20 protein-coding genes are annotated in these 20550 nt (G+C 62.8%); 12 read left to right on the plus strand and 8 right to left on the minus strand.

What is annotated here, in order from left to right:
• Positions 1-12: 12 nt before the first annotated feature.
• From mmsB to VGO04_RS01985, 4 genes are all read right to left on the minus strand, one after another.
• On the minus strand, positions 13-909 hold the full coding sequence (gene mmsB, locus VGO04_RS01970; protein ID WP_327494279.1) for a 3-hydroxyisobutyrate dehydrogenase: 897 nt from the start codon (positions 907-909) through the stop codon (positions 13-15).
• 65 nt (positions 910-974) lie between these two features.
• Positions 975-2033 (minus strand): enoyl-CoA hydratase/isomerase family protein, encoded by a 1059-nt coding sequence (locus VGO04_RS01975; protein WP_327494280.1) that lies wholly within the window; start codon positions 2031-2033, stop codon positions 975-977.
• Positions 2034-2056: 23 nt separating this feature from the next.
• Complete coding sequence (locus VGO04_RS01980; protein ID WP_327494281.1) at positions 2057-3199, minus strand: isobutyryl-CoA dehydrogenase; 1143 nt, start codon at positions 3197-3199, stop codon at positions 2057-2059.
• Positions 3200-3316: 117 nt separating this feature from the next.
• A complete protein-coding gene (locus VGO04_RS01985; protein ID WP_327494282.1) occupies positions 3317-4735 on the minus strand; it encodes an XRE family transcriptional regulator in 1419 nt (472 codons plus the stop codon).
• A 159-nt stretch (positions 4736-4894) separates the two neighbouring features.
• On the opposite strand from VGO04_RS01985, the gene VGO04_RS01990 reads away from it, so the two are divergent.
• The 4 genes from VGO04_RS01990 (at position 4895) to scpA (ending at position 11075) form a co-directional block, all read left to right on the plus strand.
• Complete coding sequence (locus tag VGO04_RS01990) at positions 4895-6427, plus strand: acyl-CoA carboxylase subunit beta (RefSeq protein WP_327494283.1); 1533 nt, start codon at positions 4895-4897, stop codon at positions 6425-6427.
• Positions 6428-6438: 11 nt separating this feature from the next.
• Positions 6439-6729 carry a hypothetical protein gene (locus VGO04_RS01995; RefSeq protein ID WP_327494284.1) on the plus strand — a complete coding sequence of 97 codons (291 nt, stop codon included), beginning with the start codon at positions 6439-6441 and terminating at the stop codon, positions 6727-6729.
• 32 nt (positions 6730-6761) lie between these two features.
• Entirely contained in the window at positions 6762-8765 is a 2004-nt protein-coding gene (locus tag VGO04_RS02000) for an acetyl/propionyl/methylcrotonyl-CoA carboxylase subunit alpha (RefSeq protein ID WP_327494285.1), read from the plus strand.
• A gap of 171 nt (positions 8766-8936) precedes the next feature.
• Positions 8937-11075: a methylmalonyl-CoA mutase gene (scpA, locus tag VGO04_RS02005; protein WP_327494286.1), complete on the plus strand. Its 2139-nt coding sequence runs from the start codon at positions 8937-8939 to the stop codon at positions 11073-11075.
• 228 nt (positions 11076-11303) lie between these two features.
• On the opposite strand, the gene VGO04_RS02010 is transcribed toward scpA, so the two are convergent.
• Complete coding sequence (locus tag VGO04_RS02010; protein ID WP_327494287.1) at positions 11304-11753, minus strand: hypothetical protein; 450 nt, start codon at positions 11751-11753, stop codon at positions 11304-11306.
• A 234-nt stretch (positions 11754-11987) separates the two neighbouring features.
• On the opposite strand from VGO04_RS02010, the gene VGO04_RS02015 reads away from it, so the two are divergent.
• Positions 11988-12578 (plus strand): VOC family protein, encoded by a 591-nt coding sequence (locus tag VGO04_RS02015; RefSeq protein ID WP_327494288.1) that lies wholly within the window; start codon positions 11988-11990, stop codon positions 12576-12578.
• Positions 12579-12666: 88 nt separating this feature from the next.
• The gene (locus tag VGO04_RS02020) at positions 12667-13359 is read left to right on the plus strand and encodes a glutathione S-transferase family protein (RefSeq protein ID WP_327494289.1); all 693 of its coding nucleotides are present in this window, start codon (positions 12667-12669) and stop codon (positions 13357-13359) included.
• Between the two features lie 21 nt (positions 13360-13380).
• Here VGO04_RS02020 and VGO04_RS02025 read toward each other — a convergent pair whose 3' ends face one another.
• The 3 genes from VGO04_RS02025 to phnF all read right to left on the minus strand — a co-directional run bounded on the left by VGO04_RS02025 (position 13381) and on the right by phnF (position 16334).
• Complete coding sequence (locus VGO04_RS02025) at positions 13381-14007, minus strand: hypothetical protein (RefSeq protein ID WP_327494290.1); 627 nt, start codon at positions 14005-14007, stop codon at positions 13381-13383.
• A 33-nt stretch (positions 14008-14040) separates the two neighbouring features.
• Positions 14041-15435: a selenium-binding family protein gene (locus VGO04_RS02030; protein ID WP_327494291.1), complete on the minus strand. Its 1395-nt coding sequence runs from the start codon at positions 15433-15435 to the stop codon at positions 14041-14043.
• 167 nt (positions 15436-15602) lie between these two features.
• The gene (gene phnF / locus VGO04_RS02035) at positions 15603-16334 is read right to left on the minus strand and encodes a phosphonate metabolism transcriptional regulator PhnF (RefSeq protein ID WP_327494292.1); all 732 of its coding nucleotides are present in this window, start codon (positions 16332-16334) and stop codon (positions 15603-15605) included.
• 108 nt (positions 16335-16442) lie between these two features.
• Here phnF and phnG point away from each other — a divergent pair, with 108 nt between their 5' ends.
• Genes phnG through phnK form a run of 6 tightly spaced genes read left to right on the plus strand, consistent with a single transcriptional unit; the run spans position 16443 to position 20548 of the window.
• Positions 16443-16910 (plus strand): phosphonate C-P lyase system protein PhnG, encoded by a 468-nt coding sequence (gene phnG, locus VGO04_RS02040; protein ID WP_327494332.1) that lies wholly within the window; start codon positions 16443-16445, stop codon positions 16908-16910.
• Positions 16910-17518, plus strand: a complete 609-nt coding sequence (phnH, locus tag VGO04_RS02045; RefSeq protein ID WP_327494293.1) for a phosphonate C-P lyase system protein PhnH — start codon at positions 16910-16912, stop codon at positions 17516-17518. Before phnG ends, phnH begins: the two co-directional genes overlap by 1 nt.
• A 3-nt stretch (positions 17519-17521) precedes the next feature.
• Positions 17522-18631, plus strand: coding sequence for a carbon-phosphorus lyase complex subunit PhnI (locus tag VGO04_RS02050; protein WP_327494294.1), 1110 nt, complete (start codon positions 17522-17524; stop codon positions 18629-18631).
• Positions 18628-18900 carry a hypothetical protein gene (locus VGO04_RS02055; protein ID WP_327494295.1) on the plus strand — a complete coding sequence of 91 codons (273 nt, stop codon included), beginning with the start codon at positions 18628-18630 and terminating at the stop codon, positions 18898-18900. The genes VGO04_RS02050 and VGO04_RS02055 overlap by 4 nt, the downstream gene beginning before the upstream one ends.
• Positions 18897-19775: an alpha-D-ribose 1-methylphosphonate 5-phosphate C-P-lyase PhnJ gene (locus tag VGO04_RS02060; RefSeq protein ID WP_327494296.1), complete on the plus strand. Its 879-nt coding sequence runs from the start codon at positions 18897-18899 to the stop codon at positions 19773-19775. The genes VGO04_RS02055 and VGO04_RS02060 overlap by 4 nt, the downstream gene beginning before the upstream one ends.
• Positions 19772-20548 (plus strand): phosphonate C-P lyase system protein PhnK, encoded by a 777-nt coding sequence (phnK, locus tag VGO04_RS02065; protein WP_327494297.1) that lies wholly within the window; start codon positions 19772-19774, stop codon positions 20546-20548. Before VGO04_RS02060 ends, phnK begins: the two co-directional genes overlap by 4 nt.
• The last annotated feature ends 2 nt before the right edge of the window (positions 20549-20550 follow it).

Here is a 20550-nt window from a genome sequence, read left to right on the forward strand (position 1 = left end):
TCTATCGCAGCGTCACCCGGCCTTCGCCTCGTCGTTGCCACGCAACAGGTGGATCAGCGCCGAAAAGTCGTCGCCGCCATGCCCGAGTTTTTCGAACAGCGAATACAGTTGCGCCGCCTGCGCACCCATCGGCGTCGTTGCGCCGGCCGCACTTGCCGCCTGCTGCGAGAGCTTCAGGTCCTTCAGCATCAGGCTTGCGGCAAAGCCCGGCTTGTAATCGTTGTTGGCGGGGGACGTCGCAACCGGTCCCGGCACCGGGCAGTAGCTGGTCAGCGACCAGCACTGGCCGGACGAGGTGGAAGCAACATCGAACAGCGCCTGATGCGACAGGCCGAGCCGTTCGGCCAGCACAAAGGCTTCGCACACACCAGCCATGGAAATGCCAAGGATCATGTTGTTGCAGATCTTCGCCGCCTGGCCGGCGCCGACGCCGCCACAATGCACGATCTTCTTGCCCATGGCATCGAGCAGCGGCCTGCCGCGGGCAAAAGCATCATCGCTGCCGCCGACCATGAAAGTGAGCGTACCGGCCGCAGCCCCGCCCGTGCCGCCGGACACCGGCGCGTCGAGAGACGGGCAACCGATCTTTTCGGCAAGCGCATGCGCCTTTCGGGCGCTGTCGACATCGATCGTCGAACTGTCGATCAAAAGCGTGCCGGGATCGACGAAGCCGAGCAGCTCATCCCAGACGTAAAGAACATGGGCGCCAGCGGGCAGCATGGTGATTACGCATTCCGCACCGCGAACGGCATGGGCGATCGATCCGGCGACGGAAACGCCCGTCTTGGCTGCCGTATTGCGCGAGGTTTCCGATAGGTCGAAACCGCTGACCGAATGGCCTGCCTTCACCAGATTGGCGGCCATCGGTCCGCCCATGTTGCCGAGCCCGATAAAGGCGATCTTCGTCATGTCATTCCTCCTCGCATAAAACTCGGGCTGTGCCGAAATGCATCCGCCCATGGGCGCCAGTACCGCTAGAACAAAGGCGGGTGATCTTTCCTGGCGAACCGCGCGAGCATGTCGGGCGTGATATCGGCCAGCCCCACGGACCATTTCGGATTGCGGTCCTTGTCGATGACAGCCGCCCTCACGCCTTCATAGAATTCTTCATTCGCCAGCATGCCGAGCGTCGCGGAATATTCGCGCTCGAGGCATTCATTGAGCGAGCGGCTGTTTCGGGCGGCGCGCAGGAGATCAAGGGTCAGCTTCATGCTGAGGGCGGAGCGGGAGTTGAGCAGGGCGAGCGTCTCGCTTGCGAACCCGGAGCCATCGGCCTGAAGCGCTGCCAGAATTTCTTCGATCGTATCGAATGCGAAACAGCGATCAATCAAGCCAAGCTGGCCCTGAAGCGGCGTCGCCGGGGCCGCGGTCGAGACCGCCGCGATCGCCGCATCGACATCGGCGCGCGCCGCTGAAGGCGGAAGTGCTGCAAGGCCGGCAATCAGGGTTTCGAGCCTGTCCGACGCAACGAAACTGTCGGCGAGCCGGGCATGGATGGCGTCTGCAGCAGCGATATCCCGGCCCGTCAGCCCGAGATAAGTGCCGAATTCGCCGGGCGCCTTGGGCAAAAGCCAGGTGGCGCCGACATCGGGGAAATAGCCGATCCCGGTTTCGGGCATGGCAAGCCGGGTGCGTTCCGTGACGATGCGGTGGCTGCCATGCGCCGAAATCCCAACGCCGCCGCCCATGACGATGCCGTCCATGATGGCGACATAGGGCTTGCGATAGTGGGAGATGCGGCTGTTGACGACGAACTCCTCGCGCCAGAACTGGGCGCCCTCCTCCGGTCGTTCGCGGCCGCTTTCATAGATCATGCGGATATCGCCGCCGGCGCAAAGCCCGCGCTCGCCTTCGCCCGTCACCAGCACGGCGGCCACCGCCGGGTCACTCTCAAACGCAGTCAGCGCTTCAGCGATCAAGCGGATCATCGGCACGTTGAGGCTGTTGAGGGCCCGTGTCCGGTTCAGCCTGACGCGGCCGAGCGCACCCTGGCGCTCGACGATGACTTCAGGCGCTGGCGTCTGCATTTCCATGAAAGGTCCTTCCTAGGTCCGGCCTATTTCCGGCCGATGAGCGAGCGCGCAACGATCAGGCGCATGATCTCGTTGGTGCCTTCAAGGATCTGGTGCACCCTCAGGTCCCTGACAATCTTCTCGACGCCATAATCGGCAAGATAGCCGTAGCCGCCATGGAGCTGCAGCGCATCATTGGCGACGGCAAAGCAGCGGTCGGTGACGAAGCGCTTGGCCATGGCGCAGAGTTTTGTCGCTTCCGGATCGCCTGCGTCGAGCGCCGAAGCGGCACGCCAGAGGAACGTGCGGGCGATCTCGAGATCGGTCGCCATGTCTGCAAGCCGGAACTGCAGCGCCTGGAACTCGCCGATCGCCTTGCCGAAGGCGCGGCGCTCCTGGACGTAGGCGAGCGCCTTGTCGAACGCCGCCTGGGCGCCACCGAGCGAGGCCGCGGCGATGTTCAATCGCCCGCCATCGAGGCCGCCCATGGCGATCTTGAAGCCGTCGCCTTCCGCGCCGAGCCGGTTTTCAGCCGAAACGCGCACGCCGTCGAGCATGACGGCGCGGGTCGGCTGGACGTGCCAACCCATCTTCTTCTCGTTGGCACCGAAGGTCAGGCCCGGTGTGTCCTTCTCGACGACGAAAGTCGAGATGCCTTTGGGGCCATCCTCGCCGGTCCGCGCCATGATCACGTAGAGACCGGACGTGCCGGCGCCAGAGATGAACTGCTTCTGGCCGGTCAAAACGTAATCGTTGCCGTCCTTCACCGCCTTGGTCTTGAGTGCGGCCGCATCCGAGCCCGAGCCGGGCTCGGTCAGGCAATAGCTCGCAAGCACATCCATGGTCAGCAGCTTCGGCAGCAGCCGCTGGCGCTGCTCTTCCGTACCGTAGCGATCGATCATGCCTGAACACATGTTGTGGATCGAAACGAAGGAGGCAACGGCCGGGCAACCGGTCGCAAGCGCCTCGATGATGATGGCGGCGTCAAGCCGGGTCAGTCCCGTGCCACCGACATCGTCACGGACATAGATGCCGGCCATGCCGAGCGCTGCGGCACCGCGCAGCGTGTCGACCGGAAAGTGCTTCTGCTGATCCCAGTCGATCGCATGAGGGGCGATCTCGTCGCGGGCGAAATCGAGCGCCATCTGACGAATGGCCTCCTGCTCCTCCGACAGGCGAAAATCCATATGCACGTCCTCCCTGACCGCATACCTGACTGATGGGGGCCTAGTTACACCAAACTTCGTACGGGCACAGGTGCAACTTCTCACAGGGTCTGTTCAAAAATGAACAGACGGCCATCATCAGCTCTCGCTTAGACGATACGGCAGAGCGCCGCGTAAGTCATGGTCCACGATCAGGCGTCGCTTCAACGGCGGCACGGCGCGGCTGGCGCATTTCGTCCGCTCGCAGATGCGGCAGGAAATGCCGATCGGATCGAAGGCGGCGCGGTTGCCGAGGTCCATGTCGTCGGCATAGACGAAGGCATCGGCATAGGAGACCTCGCAGCCCAGTGCCAAGGCGTAGCGGGGCTGGGCGGCACGAAAACCGCCGCCACCCTTGGTGATTTGGGTGGCAAGACAGAGATAGCGAACTCCGTCAGGCGTTTCGGCCAGTTGCCTTATGATCCGTCCCGGCGTCTCGAAGGCCTGATGCACGTTCCAGAGCGGACAGGCGGCACCGAAGCGGGCGAATTGCAGCTTGGCGGCACTGTGGCGTTTGGTAATGTTGCCGGCGCGATCGATGCGGGCAAAGAAGATCGGGATGCCCTTCTGCCCCGGCCGCTGCAAGGTCGAAAGGCGGTGGCAGACCTGCTCCAGCGAGGCGCCGAAACGGGCGGCAAGCAGCTCGATATCATGGCGCAGGTCGCGGGCCGCCTTTGCAAAGGCCTGGTAGGGCAGGATCAGCGCGCCGGCAAAATAGTTCTGCAGGCCGATCCGACAAATCTCATAGGCCTCTTCCGTGCGAAATCCGGCGCTGCCGGCCACCCGGTCGATCTCCTCGCGGGCGTGGAGCTGGGCGATCTGCAGCGCGATCTGGAAATCGCGCGTCGCCGTCGGCGCATAAGGATTGAGCGTCAGGATACGGGCACGCGGATCGAAGCGCCGGATCGCCTCGTCGCCGGCTGCACCGCGCACGACCCGCACGCCGTGCCGCTGCTCCAGATGGCTTGCGAGGGCCGCGTGGTTGTCGCCTTCACCGAGCCCCAGTTCGCCGGCAAGACGCTCGGCGAGCAGGTCGATCTCATGGATGTAGTTGTCCACGAAATGGAAGAAGTCGCGCACTTCCTCGTAGGGCGTCGTTTCGACGAACGGCCCACCGCGGCCGATGGTGTCGTCGATGCTTGCGAGCTGCTCACTGTTGCGGCGATAGGCCTGGTGGCAGGTGATCAGCGCATGCGCCAGCCCCGGCGCATTCTGGGCAACGAGCTTCAACTCCTGCAGGCTCGCCGAATAGGTCTCGAACAGTGGGTCGCTCAATGCTTCAGAGAGCGCCGAAAGCAGGCGATCCCCCTCCCCGGTCGAAAGCTCGGCGATGTCGATCTGGAATTTTTCCGCCAGCGCCAGAAGTACGGCCGCCGAGACCGGGCGCTGGTTGTTCTCGATCTGGTTGAGATAGCTGGTGGAGATGCCGATACGCTCGGCAAACTGGCCCTGCGTCGCCTTGTTCGCTTCCCGCAATTCCCTGACCTTGCGGCCGATATAAAGCTTGCCGATCGCCATGTTTGCAACTTTGCAATTTACGTTTCACAAATTTCTCTATTTCACATTTGCACATGAAGAGACGTTTTTCCATGCCGACTTCGACGCTATTGCGAAGCGTCAAGCGCCTCTGCACAATCGTTCACAAAGACGGGCACTTAGAAAATCCGGGAGAGCACCATGCGCGCCATACTAGAACAGGTCGAGGCCCGTCGGGCGGAAGCACGGGCCGGCGGCGGAAAGCGACGGATCGACGCCCAGCACGGCAAGGGCAAGCTGACGGCGCGCGAACGAATCGATGTGCTGCTCGATGAAGGCTCGTTCGAAGAATACGACATGTATGTCACGCACCGCTGCGTCGATTTCGGCATGGCGGAACAGACGGTCGCCGGCGACGGCGTCGTCACCGGCTGGGGCACGATCAACGGCCGTCAGGTCTACGTCTTCTCCCAGGACTTCACCGTGCTCGGCGGTTCGCTGTCGGAAACGCATGCCCAGAAGATCTGCAAGATCATGGATATGGCGGTCAGAAACGGAGCGCCAGTGATCGGCCTCAACGATAGTGGTGGCGCCCGCATCCAGGAAGGCGTCGCTTCGCTTGCCGGCTATGCCGAGGTCTTCCGCCGCAACGCCGAAGCTTCCGGCGTCATCCCGCAGATCTCCGTCATCATGGGCCCCTGCGCCGGTGGCGCCGTCTATTCGCCTGCCATGACCGACTTCATCTTCATGGTGCGTGACAGTTCCTACATGTTCGTGACCGGGCCGGATGTCGTAAAGACCGTGACGAACGAGATCGTCACGGCGGAAGAGCTCGGCGGCGCGCGTACTCACACCTCCAAATCCTCCGTCGCCGACGGCGCTTACGAAAACGATATCGAGGCGCTGGAAGCGACCCGACTTCTTTTCGATTTCCTGCCGCTCAACAATCGCGAGAAACCGCCGGTCCGCCCCTTCCACGACGATCCGTCGCGGCTAGAAATGCGCCTCGACAGCCTGATCCCCGACAGCGCCACCAGGCCTTACGACATGAAGGAACTGATCCTGGCGCTCGCCGACGAGGGCGATTTCTTCGAGTTGCAGCAGAGCTTTGCCAAAAACATCATTACCGGCTTTATCCGGATGGAGGGCCAGACGGTCGGCGTCGTCGCCAACCAGCCAATGGTGCTTGCCGGTTGCCTCGACATCGACAGTTCGCGCAAGGCGGCACGCTTCGTGCGTTTCTGCGATGCTTTCTCGATCCCGATCCTGACGCTTGTCGACGTTCCCGGCTTCCTGCCCGGCACCGCGCAGGAATATGGCGGCGTCATCAAGCATGGCGCCAAGCTGCTCTTTGCGTATAGCCAGGCGACCGTGCCGATGGTGACGCTGATCACGCGCAAGGCCTATGGCGGCGCCTATGACGTCATGGCCTCCAAGCACATCGGCGCCGACGTCAACTATGCCTGGCCGACGGCCGAGATCGCCGTCATGGGCGCCAAGGGCGCGACGGAGATCCTCTACCGCTCGGAACTCGGCGATGCCGAAAAGATCGCCGCGCGAACCAAGGAATACGAGGAGCGTTTTGCCAATCCGTTCGTGGCGGCCGAGCGCGGCTTCATCGACGAGGTGATCATGCCGCATTCGTCGCGCCGCCGCATCGCCCGCGCCTTCGCATCGCTGCGCAACAAGCAGGTCGATGTCCGCTGGCGCAAGCATGACACGATCCCGCTCTGATGGAGGCTGCGATGGAACGCGAGCCGGAGGGCGTCATGACGCCGGAGGATGCAAAACGCGACCACTGGGAGATGCTGCGCTACATGGCCGTTAACGCGCTGATCGGCGTCGTGATCGGGGCGATAACGGCCGGCGTGCTGATCGGGCTCAACATTGGTGCGGTCGGCATCCATATCGCCCGCTCGACGAGCCCGGTGCTCGCCACCCTTATGGTCGTCGTGCCCTTCGCGCTGCTTTTCGGCGGTGCTGCCGCCGCATCGTCGATCGCGCTTCTGCCCTATCGCCGCAAATTCAAACGCTGACGCGCTGTCGCAGGATTTGAAAGAGATAAGAAATGTTCAAGAAAATCCTCATCGCCAACCGTGGTGAAATCGCCTGCCGCGTCATCAAGACGGCAAAGAAGCTCGGCATTGCCACCGTTGCCGTCTATTCGGATGCCGATCGCGAGGCCATGCATGTGCGCATGGCGGACGAGGCGGTGCATATCGGTCCCTCACCCTCGGCCCAGTCCTACATCGTCATCGACAAGATCATCGACGCGATCCGCAAGACCGGAGCCGATGCCGTACATCCGGGCTATGGCTTCCTTTCGGAAAACGCCGCCTTTGCCGCCGCGCTGGAAAAGGAGGGCGTCGCCTTCATCGGCCCGCCTGTCGGTGCGATCCAGGCGATGGGCGACAAGATCACCTCCAAGAAGCTCGCGGCCGAAGCGGGCGTTTCGACAGTGCCCGGCCACATGGGTCTGATCGCCGACGCCGACGAAGCGGTGAAAATCTCCGGATCGATCGGCTACCCTGTCATGATCAAGGCATCTGCCGGCGGCGGCGGCAAGGGCATGCGCATCGCCTGGAACGACCAGGAGGCGCGCGAAGGCTTCCAATCCTCGAAGAACGAAGCGAAGAATTCGTTCGGCGACGATCGCATCTTCATCGAAAAGTTCGTGACCGAGCCGCGACACATCGAGATCCAGGTGCTCGGCGACAAACACGGCAACACGCTTTACCTCGGCGAGCGTGAATGCTCGATCCAGCGGCGTAACCAGAAGGTCATCGAAGAGGCGCCCTCGCCCTTCCTCGATGCCGAGACCCGCAAGGCCATGGGAGAGCAGGCAGTCGCACTCGCCAAGGCCGTCGGCTACCATTCGGCCGGCACCGTCGAATTCATCGTCGACGGCAAGCGCAACTTCTATTTCCTCGAGATGAATACCCGCCTGCAGGTGGAACATCCGGTGACCGAACTCATCACCGGGCTAGACCTGGTTGAGCAGATGATCCGCGTTGCAGCCGGCGAAAAGCTCGCGTTTGGCCAGGAGGATGTGAAGCTCAACGGCTGGGCGATCGAAAGCCGCCTTTATGCCGAAGACCCCTATCGCAACTTCCTGCCGTCGATCGGCCGGCTGACGCGCTACCGCCCGCCGGTCGAAGGCCGGCGTGAGGATGGAACGGTGACGCGCAACGACACCGGCGTCTTCGAAGGCGGCGAGATCTCCATGTATTACGACCCGATGATCGCCAAGCTCTGCACCTGGGGGCCGGACCGCCTGACGGCCGTCAACGCGATGGCGGAGGCTCTCGACCGGTTCGAAGTCGAAGGCATCGGCCACAACCTGCCATTTCTTTCCGCCGTCATGCAGCAGCAGCGTTTTCGCGACGGGCGGCTCACGACCGCCTATATCGCTGAGGAATTCGCCGACGGCTTCCATGGTGTGGATGCAGACGAGCGGTCGCTGCGCAAGCTCGCCGCCATCGCTGTATCGCTCAACCAGGCGCTGCAGGAGCGCGCGAGCCAGATTTCCGGCACGATCGGCAATCATCGCCGCGTCATCGGCCACGACTGGGTCGTGAGCCTCGGCGATCATGAGTTCGCGGTCACGGCCGGCGCGTCCGCCGATGGCGCCTATGTCCGGTTTTCCGAGGGAGGATCCGTTGCCAGTGCCGGCGACTGGGCGCCCGGTCGCACGCTTGCCACCTTCAACATCGACAATGAGCCCTTGAGCGTCAAAGTCGATCTTGTCGGCACCGCTCTTCGGCTGCGCTGGCGCGGCATCGACGTGCTTGCGCATGTCAGAAGCCCGCGGGTTGCGGAACTCGCGCGGCTGATGCCGAAGAAGCTGCCGCCCGACACGTCACGCATGCTGCTTTGCCCAATGCCGGGCGTCATCACTTCGGTTACGGTCAAGGCTGGCGAAACGGTCGAAGCCGGACAGGCGCTGGCGGTCGTCGAGGCGATGAAGATGGAGAATATCCTGCGTGCCGAGAGGAAGGCCGTGGTCAAACGCGTGGCGGTCTCAGCCGGCGCCAGCCTCGCCGTCGACGAACTGATCATGGAATTTGAATGACGACCTGTCATAGCCGTACTCGTTCCTGTGCTCGTCACAGGAATCCAGCTGCGTCGCGTCGGTGACGCGGAAAATCCAGTCTTTCACGCGAAGGACTTCGCATGGCTGGATCCCTGTGACAAGCACAGGGATGAGGCAAGGAAGGCGCCCTTTTTGGGCAAGGAGCTAGCGATGAGCCAAAAGACCGTGAAAGACTGGGAAGCGCTCGCCGAGCGTGAACTCAAGGCAGCGCCGGAAAACCTTACCTGGCAGACACCCGAGGGCATCGCGGTAAAGCCGCTCTACACGGCCGACGACCTGCAAGGGATCGAGCATCTCGCGTCCCTGCCCGGCTTCGAGCCTTTCGTGCGCGGGCCTCGCGCCACCATGTATGCTGGCCGCCCCTGGACGATCCGGCAATATGCCGGCTTCTCGACGGCCGAAGCCTCCAACGCATTCTATCGGAAGAACCTGGCGGCTGGCCAGAAGGGCCTCTCCGTCGCCTTTGATCTGGCGACCCATCGCGGTTATGACAGCGATCATCCGCGCGTCGAGGGCGATGTCGGCAAGGCGGGCGTGGCGATCGACTCGGTCGAGGACATGAAGATCTTGTTCGACGGCATTCCGCTTGAGGAAATGTCGGTGTCGATGACCATGAATGGCGCGGTCATCCCGATCCTCGCCTCCTTCATCGTCGCCGGCGAGGAGCAGGGCGTTTCGCGCGACAAGCTGTCAGGCACCATCCAGAACGACATCCTCAAGGAGTTCATGGTCCGCAACACCTACATCTACCCGCCGGAACCCTCGATGCGCATCGTCGCCGATATCATCGAGTACACGGCGAGGGAGATGCCGAAGTTCAACTCGATCTCAATCTCCGGCTATCACATGCAGGAAGCCGGCGCGACGCTGGTGCAGGAGCTTGCCTTCACGCTCGCCGACGGGCGCGAATATGTCCGGGCAGCGATTGCCAAGGGGCTGAATGTCGACGAATTCGCCGGTCGCCTTTCCTTCTTCTTCGCGATCGGCATGAACTTCTTCATGGAGGCGGCCAAGCTTCGTGCAGCGCGGCTGCTCTGGACCCGCATCATGAAGGAGTTCGAGCCGAAGAAGCCGTCCTCGCTGATGCTCAGGACCCATTGCCAGACCTCCGGCGTCTCGCTGCAGGAACAGGACCCCTACAACAACATCATCCGCACCGCGTTTGAGGCAATGTCGGCCGCCCTTGGCGGCACGCAATCGCTGCACACCAACTCTTTCGACGAGGCGATCGCCTTGCCGACCGAGTTTTCTGCCCGCATCGCTCGCAACACGCAGCTGATCCTGCAGCATGAGACCGGCGTCACCAATGTCGTCGATCCGCTCGCCGGATCCTACTACGTCGAGAGCCTGACCAACGAACTCGCCGAAAAGGCGTGGGCGCTGATCGAGGAGGTCGAGGCGATGGGCGGCATGACCCGTGCTGTCAACGCCGGCCTGCCGAAGCGGCTGATCGAGGAGGCGGCGACCCGTCGCCAGGCGGCCGTCGACAAGGGCGAAGAAGTGATCGTCGGCGTCAACAAGTACCGGCTCGACAACGAGGAGCCGATCGACATCCTGGAGATCGACAACACGGCCGTGCGCGCCGCCCAGATCCGCCGGATCGAGGAGACGAAACGGCGACGCGACAGCGCCGAGGTCAAGAAGACCCTTGATGCGCTTTCGCAGATTGCCTTAACGGGCGAAGGCAATCTGCTGGCAGCCGCCGTCGAGGCGGCGCGGGCGCGCGCCACCGTCGGCGAAATTTCGGACGCCATGCGTGGCGCTTTCGGTGACCACGCCGCAACGCCCAAGGTCGTCAGCAAGATCTACGGCAAGGCCTATGAGGGCGAGCCTGAACTCGACGTGCTCTCGGGGCGCCTCGACGAGGTCTCGGCGAAACTCGGCCGCAAGCCGAAGATAATGGTCGCCAAACTCGGCCAGGATGGACACGACCGCGGCGCCAAGGTGATCGCGTCCGCCTTCGGAGACATCGGCTTCGACGTGCTCGCCGGCCCACTGTTCCAGACGCCGGAAGAGGCCGCTGACATGGCGCTCGCCAGCAAGGTCAACGTCATCGGTGTCTCGTCGCTGGCGGCCGGCCACAAGACGCTGATGCCGCAGCTTGCCGAAGCTCTGAAGAAACGCGGCGGCGAGGACGTCATCGTCATCTGCGGCGGCGTCATCCCGCGCCAGGACTACGACTACCTGATGGAGAACGGGGTTTCAGCGGTCTTCGGCCCAGGCACCAACGTGCTCGACGCGGCGCGCGCCGTGCTCGACCTGATCGAGGGCAAACGCCGCAATATTTGAGCCTCGGGAGGGCAAACCGGCAGTGACAGGCATCCTCCTGCTCCACGTGACTATCGTCGCCGGTGGTTGCGCGTGTGAAGAACGACGTCGACGGCCGCAGTCGTCCCGTCCGCCATCACATGCGTGACCGGTCCCTGGCTCACGGCGTCCATAGACCGTTGTCACGCATGGAACCTCGGCCGGCGGCGGCGGCGAAAGTCAGACCACGCACCGCCCGAAAGCGCCCTTTTAGATCCAGTATATTTCGACCGGCGACACATAGCGCGAGTTTTTGAGCGGACGTCCCTTTTCGAACGTCGCGCGAAGTGAGATGGGAGCGCCTTTTTCCTGCGACACCACCATAAACATCTGGAGGTTCGCACCACTCCGAACAAGCTGGATGTCGAAATGTTTGCCGCCATAGGCGCCGCCGACCGTCGCCTTCCAATGCCCGGTGCCGACAGCAAAATCGCGGCCCACAAGCGACTGAATGTTCAAAACAGCCTCCCAACCATTGTTGCTGGTGACGGTTAGCACCTCCCCGTGCATGACTATGCCGATGTAGCAATCGTCGCAGCGTCCGGCGGTCGACACCGTTTGTCGCCATTGCCCGGCAAAGGTATAATCATCAGCGCGCGCTGCCCCGGTAAAAACAAGGACCAAGAGGACGAAAACTCCGGCTCCACCCAGCAACTTCACGCCCTCACCTCCCTGACCCTATCTGGCCGCATTGCTCTGCCGCGGGGCATACACAAATAGCTTGTGCTAAATCCACCCTACAACCGGAAGAAAGCAGGCAGTTTGGTCAAAAGCAAGGCAGGTTTTCCGGTGCCCGGTATTGGTGCTTGCGTTCTGCACGTGTCGGGCGACAATCAACAGGATCGGAAAAGATCGCTGGCCGCGGAATTGCGGCGCGCTTCAGGGAGACCTTCGATGCGAAAGCTGCAATCGCAAGGGGTTCACCACATCACGCTCGTCGGAGCGGACCGTCAGACGTCAATCGATTTCTGGGAAGGCCTGCTCGGCATGCCCTTTATTTTCGAGCAACCCAATCTCGATCGGGCGAGTGAGAGCCATCTCTATTTCGACCCGGGCGACGGCCGCTTGATCACCATCTTCACCGACGAGAACCGCAAACCGGTGCAGCGGCGAACTCCGACGGACAGTGGCTGCGTACACCACATCGCCTTCGCCGTGTCCCGCGCGACCTTCTCGCAGGCGGTCGAACGGCTCGACGAGCGCAAGATCAAGCACAGCGGCGTCAAGGATCGCGGCTTCATGGATTCGATCTACTTCGAAGATCCGCTTGGGCTGCTGGTCGAACTGGCCTCCTATCGCTTCGAGCCGCCGGCCGGTCACAGCCACGCCGAAGTGTTGATGGAAGCGCACAGGATCAGGGTCGACCGCGGCGACTACAACATTGCCGAAGTGCACCTTGCCGATGCGATCGAAGTGCTGACCGAGCGCTCACGGCCGACGCTTTCGCCGGATCGCGAACCGAAGGATCCATACGGACGGCGATAGGGGCCGCTTGGAAGGATCTGCAGCTAGGTGTCGGCGGCTGACGCCAGAGCCAGCGCCGCTTGAACGACGCGCAACAGGGAGGAATGGCATGTCAGTAATCCAGCTCAACGTGATCAAACCCAGCGTCAACAACATGACGGCGCGCGTCTTCCTGAGAGCAGCCCAGCTCGATTTCAGCGAGAACGACGTCTACGGCCAGACGCGCACGCCGGAATACCTTGCGCGAGCGCCGTCGCATCTGACGCCGATGATCGAGACGGCAGATTTGCCCAAGGGCGCGCTTTGGGAAAGCTGCGCGATCATGCAGTACCTCTGCAACAAGCACGGGCTCGATGACTTCTATCCGAGAGACCCCGAAGCCCGCGCCATGATCGACAGCGCCATGTTCTACCTGATCGGCACCTTCTATCCCTACCTCGCACGCGCAACCTATCCGGTGCTGAACTTTCCGCTTTATGCGGGCGAGGTCGGCTGTAGCGACGCGGACGCAGCGACCAAGGAAACTGCCCGCCAGGCGGCCGTTGCAGCGCTTGCCGAGCCGCTTGAGGTCTTCCGGACTTTCTATATCGGCGACAAACCCTTCATCGGCGGCACCAAACCATCGATTGCCGATATCCGGCTTGCAGCGACGCTCGAGTTCCTGGCGGCGATCGACTACACCCTGCCGGACTGGGCAAAGACCTACGTGAGCAACATAGAGAAAACGCTCGGCACGGCTTACGCCGAGCCCGCTGCCGACGTCCGCGGCTACATCGCGTATGTGAAATCGCAGCGGCAATAAACACCGGCAGCGGGGCGTTCGTCACTGGATGAGAAGTGCCACGCCGGTTACCCCGAGTGCCAGCGTCCAGAGGCGATCGAAGTTGATCCAGGCGGAACGCAGGATCGCAAGGTCGAACCAGGTGAATACGGCGAGCGAAAGCACAGCGGTAACGATAAGCATTGCCCCGCTGTGAACAGCGACGGCTGCGAGCGACACCGGCAGCGAACTCGCCATGACAAGTTCGCCCGCATGATCGGCAACACAAAGACTAAGGACCGCTGGCACCAGCATCAGCCCCGCCCCGTGGCTCGTCGCCATGAGGAAGGACCAGAGCGCAAGACCGGCCAGCCCGGTCGTCATTCCCACGCGAACGCGGTGGCGATGCCCATAAAGGGCCATGTAAGCGGCGACGCCAAGAATAAGGATGGCCGCACCAACCCTGAATGCGCTTGGGTCCAGGGTCGAGCCGAATGCAACGACCACCGCCAGCACGGTCGCGACCGAAAGGGCGTGGCCGATAACGATCGGAATGAGTGACAGCCAGACGACCCGCCGGCTTTGCCGGTGGAGCCCGAGCGCAACGGCGAAGAGCCAGCCCATCGCCGGATTGACACCGTGAAAGGCGCCGAGACCGGCAAGCGAAAGCCACGGCCAGAACGTCGTCATTCGCTCTGACAGGGCCGCACGGTCACCCCCTCCTCATGGATAGCAGTAGGAATCGGACGAGCAGTCACCGCCTTCAAGACGAACCTGGTGCGGGCGATGGCCTTTCGGCCATTCGACCAAGAAATTCTCGTCGAAGGCAATGCCGCCGCCATCGGCAACGTCGAGCTTGACCATCCACCCGTCAATGCCTTCGGGGTAGAACTGCGGGTCAATTGCGCCATAGAGCGAATTGGTGAAATAGACCCGCTTGCCGTCGCGGCTGATCTCAACCATCTGCGGCCCGCCGTTCAGCGCATCATTCTTGGTCTTCGGGTGGGTGGCCCGCGAGACGATGCCGCCGATCCTGACACGTCCCGTTTCCTTCGGCGCGAAGGGGTCGGAGACGTCGTACTGGATCATATCGCCGGTGCCCCAGCAGGAAACGTAGAGGAAGCGGTCGTCCATAGACAGGTCGATGTCGGTGACGAGCGGCGCAACGGCGCTGAAGCCTTTCAGCACCGGCGGCAACAGATCCGGATCGGCAGGCTCCGCCGGGATCTCGATCACCTTCTTGACCGCCCATTTGTCGCCGTCGCGATACCAGGTCCAGATCGAGGCCGAGAGATCCTTGAGGCTGATGACGCAGCCGACGAAACCATAGGCTTTGGTCGGGTCATGCGCGGGACGCAGTTCGAAGACGAGCTGGTGCTCCTCGCCGAAGTCGATCTCCTGCACGTGCTTGCGCTTGTGCAGATCCCAGAAATGCAGGCGGCGGCCGTATTTCGAACCGAGCAGCACCTCGGGAACCAGCCCGTTTTCGAAGGTATCGGGCGTGCCCCACTCGCTGGTGATCATCGTGTCATGGCCGAGATGCCACCAGAAATCATAGGCGAGCTTCTGCGGTCCGCGATCCATTTCCCATTGGCCAAGCACATCGAAGCTCTGGTGGTCGAGCAGGAAGATGCCGCCGGGCGCCTTGCCGTCTCGATCGGCGAGCGCGTTGACGTAGATGCCTTCAGGCCCGCAATGGGTGGTGTGCAGCCGCGAGTAGTTCGCTTTCTCGGCGATTTCAGACGGTTCGATGACGCGCACGATCTTCGGATTGCGCGGGTCCGGCTTGGTGTCGATGATGTGCAACCGCGAAGACCGCAAGCCCGGAACCACCAGATAGCGACGCTCGACATGCGGGTGCGGCGCGTTGGGGCAGAGGCAGGACGAGCAGGCGTTCCAGCCGAAATGGTGCAGTTCGTCGCCAACATTCGGCATGTCGACCTGCCCGACGATCTGCGAGTAGCTCGGGGATGCCGGATCGACATCGACGACCGCGATCGCATCGGGCTTCTTTCGGTCCGGGTCGAACGCCGCCACATAGGCAAGCGTCTCTTTTGGCGCCTTGGCCGCCATGCGCGGTGATGGATAGAAGGAAGGATCGGGTCGCCACGTCGCCATTGCCATTCTCCCCTGCGAGAACTCTAAATGCGCGGTTCCTGATGTGGGTTCCGGTCATGCGGCAAAAACGCGTCGGAAATGCGGCCTGTTGCCACATTTCACCATTCAGCACTTGAAGCTGTGCATGACGTGGATGCCGCCAAGCGTGGACGCCGGCCGTGGGCGCTCTATGTTTCGATCCGCAGCTTCATTCGATCGGCCGCAAATCGGCTGCGAGAGTACTCCACTGGTTTGCCGTCGAGATCGGCATTGACCGACTGCGCTTCAAGAACGATCGCGCCAGGGGAAAGCTTCAGCATCGACAGCTCTTCCGCATCGGCATGACGGGCAACGATCTCCGTCGAGATGCGCACATAGTCGTCGAGACCCTGGGCGGCAAACGCCTTGGTGACGGAGTGCAGATTCTCGAATTCCTCGGCCATGCGCGGGAATCGGCGTGCCGGATAGTAGCTCGATGAAACCGACAGGGGCCGTCCGTCACCGCTGCTCACAGTCCTCAGCTCGATGACGGGATCGCCAGGCATAATCTCCAGCGCTTTCGCCACTTCACCGGATGCCGGCAATTCGGCATGGCCGAGCAGGCGGGTGCCAATCTCCCTCACCTGAAGCCCAAGCCCCTGCGAAAAGCGCGTGCGCTTCGAGATCGGGTAGCTCACCCGCTCCTTGCGCTCAATCATGGTGCCGCGCCCCTGGACGGCGCGCACAAGCCCCTCCTCAGCGAGTGCGGCGAGTGCGCTTCTCACCGTATGACGGTTGACCCCGAACTCAGCCGCCAGCGCAGTTTCAGGCGGCACCATGCCCGTTGCGTCATAGTCGCCGTTGCTGATCGCCAGGCGAATCCGGTCGGCTATTTGCCGCCACAGAGCGACGCCTGTCTGGCGCTCCACCACTTTTCGCATTGCCGGGTCTTTTCGCATTGCCATGTCACAAGCCTGTCATTTGCCGACGCTATGAAAAAGTATAAGATGTATAGTTGTCTAGATCAATAGACATTTGAGGTGAAAATGATGGATGCGAAGGTGAAACAGGAAAGCCCGCCGGATCCGGCACGCAAGGAAGGCATGCGGCTGCTCGCTCAGGCAACACTCAATGAGCTGAGCTCGGCCTGGGAAGCACTTGCCGACAAGCCCGAGGTGCATCCGGTGCGCGGCCCGGAGACGGGTCTCGTCATGGTGCGCGGTCGCATCGGCGGCGGCGGCGATGCCTTCAATCTTGGCGAAGCGACGGTCTCGCGCGCGACCATCCGCCTTTCGACCGGCGAGATCGGCCATGGGCAGTTGCTGGGCACCGACAAGCATCGCGCGCGGCTGGCTGCGATCTTCGATGCACTTTCCCAGCGCGACGGCGACAAGGCCGATGTCGAGGGCCTGCTCGGTCGCATCGAAGAGCGACTCACACAGGATGAGCGCCGCAAGGCCGAGGAGACCGCGGCCACACGCGTCGACTTTTTCACCATGGTCCGGGGAGACGACTGATGGCCAGCCAATCGCAGATTTACACCGGCGCCTTCGCCGAACCGGTCTTTGCCGCTCAGTCCGTCTTTCGCGACCTGATGGACAGCTTTGCACGCCCGGGCACGATCAAGACGCTCTCCGCCAAAAGCGTTCCCCCCGCTCCGCTCGGTGCCGCAGCCGGAGCCGTGGCACTGACGCTTTGCGACCACGACACGCCCGTTTGGTTGACGCCGGCGCTCTCCAAATCCGCCGTTCCGCAATGGATTGCTTTTCACACTGGCGCATCGATGACGACGAGCAAGACCGAAGCCCGCTTCGCCTTCGTCGAGAAGGGCTCAGCCATTCCGAGCTTCGATCAGTTCTCGCTCGGCACCCAGGAATACCCGGATCGCTCCACCACCCTCGTCATCGAGATCGAGGCGCTGTCAGGCGGTGTGCCGCTCGTCGCAAAGGGGCCGGGCATCAAGACCGAGGCCGCGTTGTCGCCAAAGGGGCTGCCCGATGTGTTCCTGGAATTCTGGAACGCCAACCGCGTCATCTTCCCGCGCGGCGTCGATCTCGTGCTGACCGCAGGTGATGAACTGCTTTGCCTGCCGCGCACCACCCGTCTTTCGCAGAAGGAAGCGTAATCCATGTATGTAGCCGTCAAGGGCGGGGAAGCCGCCATTGCCAATGCGCACCGCCTTCTCGCCGATCGCCGTCGTGGCGACCGCAACCTTCCGTCGATCACCATCGAGCAGGTGGTCGAGCAGCTCGGCCTCGCCGTCGACCGGGTGATGGCAGAAGCCTCGCTCTACGATCGCGCGCTCGCAGCGCTCGCCGTCCGCCAGGCGCGCGGCGACATGATCGAAGCGATCTTCATCCTGCGCGCCTATCGCACGACGCTGCCGCGCTTCGGCTACTCCGAACCGGTCGACACCGCCAACATGAAGGTCGAGCGCCGCGTTTCGGCGACCTACAAGGATCTGCCTGGCGGGCAGTTGCTCGGCCCGACCTTCGACTACACCCACCGCCTGCTCGACCCGTCGCTGATTGCTGACGAAGCGGTGGCCGAGCCGGCCACCAAGGAACCCGGCGAACACGTGATGCGGGTCTCCGATATTCTCGACGGAGAAGGCCTGATCGAAGGCGACGGCCAGATGCCTGAAGGCCACATCATGGGCGACCTCACCCGCGAGCCGATGGAGTTTCCGATGGCCCGCGACCTCCGCCTGCAGGCGCTCGCTCGCGGTGACGAAGGTTTCCTGCTGGCGCTCGCCTACTCCACCCAGCGCGGCTACGGCCGTACTCATCCCTTCGTCGGCGAAGTCCGCATCGGCGAGGTGGAAGTCGAATTCGATCTGCCCGAACTCGGCTTCGCCGTCTCGCTCGGCACGATCCGCGTCACCGAATGCCAGATGGTCAACCAGTTCATGGGCTCGGCCAAACAGCCGCCGCAGTTCACCCGCGGCTACGGCCTCGTCTTCGGTCAGAGCGAACGCAAGGCGATGTCGATGTCGCTTGTCGACCGGGCGCTCCGGACCGACGAGTTCAACGAGGACATCGTCGCCCCCGCCCAGGACCAGGAATTCGTCATCTCGCATGCCGACAACGTGCAGGCGACCGGCTTCGTCGAGCATCTGAAGCTGCCGCACTATGTCGACTTCCAGGCGGAACTTGATCTCGTCCGCCGCATGCGCCGCGACTACGACGCCGCGAATTCGGGCGAGACGGCGAAAGAACAACGGGAGGCGGCCGAATGATCGGGCATAACGCCAGCCCTGGCGGCTCAATCGCCGCCGCCACCATCTCCACCGCCGCAATCGCTGCCAGCGCCTCCGTCGAAACCGACGAAACTGCCGTTCTTGCCATTGCGGGCGCTATCGCCTCGCTCGCGCCAAGCGCGCCGAACCTCGTTCGAAACACGGGCGACGACGAAGCACGCGATGCAGATCAATACGAAGCGGGAGAACAGCTCGGTCACAGCCTGGCTCCATCCACGGTCGACACTCTCAAGGGTAATCAGCAATGAACGACCTTGCTACCTATAATTTCGCCTATCTGGACGAACAGACGAAGCGCATGATCCGCCGCGCGATCCTGAAGGCGATCGCCATCCCCGGCTATCAGGTTCCTTTTGCGTCGCGCGAAATGCCGATGCCCTACGGCTGGGGCACCGGCGGCGTCCAGGTGACCGCCTCGATCCTCGGACCGGAAGACGTTCTGAAGGTCATCGACCAGGGTGCGGACGACACCACCAATGCGGTCTCGATCCGCGCCTTCTTCCAGAAGGTCGCCAATGTCGCGGTCACGACCCGGACGAAGGAAGCGACGATCATTCAGACGCGCCACCGCATCCCGGAAGAGAAGCTCACCGAAGGCCAGACCCTCGTCTACCAGGTGCCGATTCCGGAACCCTTGCGCTTCCTCGAGCCGCGCGAGACCGAGACGCGCAAGATGCATGCGCTCGAGGAATACGGGCTGATGCATGTGAAGCTCTACGAGGACATCGCCCGCAACGGCCACATCGCCACGACCTATGCCTATCCGGTCAAGGTCGAGGGCCGCTACGTCATGGACCCCTCGCCGACGCCGAAGTTCGACAATCCGAAGATGCACATGTCGGAAGCGCTGCAGCTCTTCGGCGCCGGCCGCGAAAAGCGCATCTATGCCGTTCCGCCCTATACCGACGTCGTCAGCCTCGACTTCGACGATCATCCCTTCGAGATCCAGAGCTTCGACAAGCCCTGCGCACTTTGCGGCGCTGAGGACGTCTACCTCGACGAAGTGATCCTCGACGACAAGGGCGGCCGCATGTTCGTCTGCTCCGACACCGACCATTGTGAAGACCGTCGCGCCTGCGGCCATGCAGGTCACATGCTCGCCCGAAAGGAAGCCGCAGAATGAGTACCGTACCGCTTCTCAAAGTGAACGACGTCTCGAAGTTCTACGGAAGCCGCATCGGCTGCCGTAACGTCTCCTTCGAGCTTTATGCGGGTGAAGTGCTCGCGATCGTTGGCGAATCCGGCTCGGGCAAGACGACGCTGCTCTCGTGCCTGTCGACCCGGTTGATGCCGACCTCGGGCATCGTCGAATATCATATGCGCGACGGCCAGTATCGCGACCTTGCCCGCATGGGCGAAGCCGAACGCCGCTTCCTGATGCGCACCGACTGGGGCTTCGTGCACCAGAACCCGGCCGATGGCCTGCGCATGACGGTCTCGGCCGGCGCCAATGTCGGTGAACGGCTGATGGCCGTCGGCGACCGCCACTACGGCAACATTCGCGCTGCCGCCAGCGACTGGCTGGAGCGGGTGGAAATCGGCGTCGACCGTATCGACGACCAGCCGCGCGCGTTTTCGGGCGGCATGCGCCAGCGCCTGCAGATCGCCCGCAACCTCGTGACCTCCCCGCGCCTCGTCTTCATGGACGAGCCGACCGGCGGCCTCGACGTCTCGGTGCAGGCGCGCCTGCTCGATCTCGTGCGCGGCCTCGTGCATGACCTCGGCCTCGCCGCCATCATCGTCACCCATGACCTTGCCGTCGCCCGCCTTCTCTCGCACCGGATGATGGTGATGAAGGATGGTGCGGTCATCGAGCAGGGCTTGACCGACAGGGTGCTCGACGATCCGCGCGAGCCCTATACCCAGCTCCTCGTTTCATCCATCCTGCAGGTGTAATC

It is taken from the genome of Ensifer sp., assembly GCF_035999185.1.
Lineage (GTDB): Bacteria > Pseudomonadota > Alphaproteobacteria > Rhizobiales > Rhizobiaceae > Ensifer.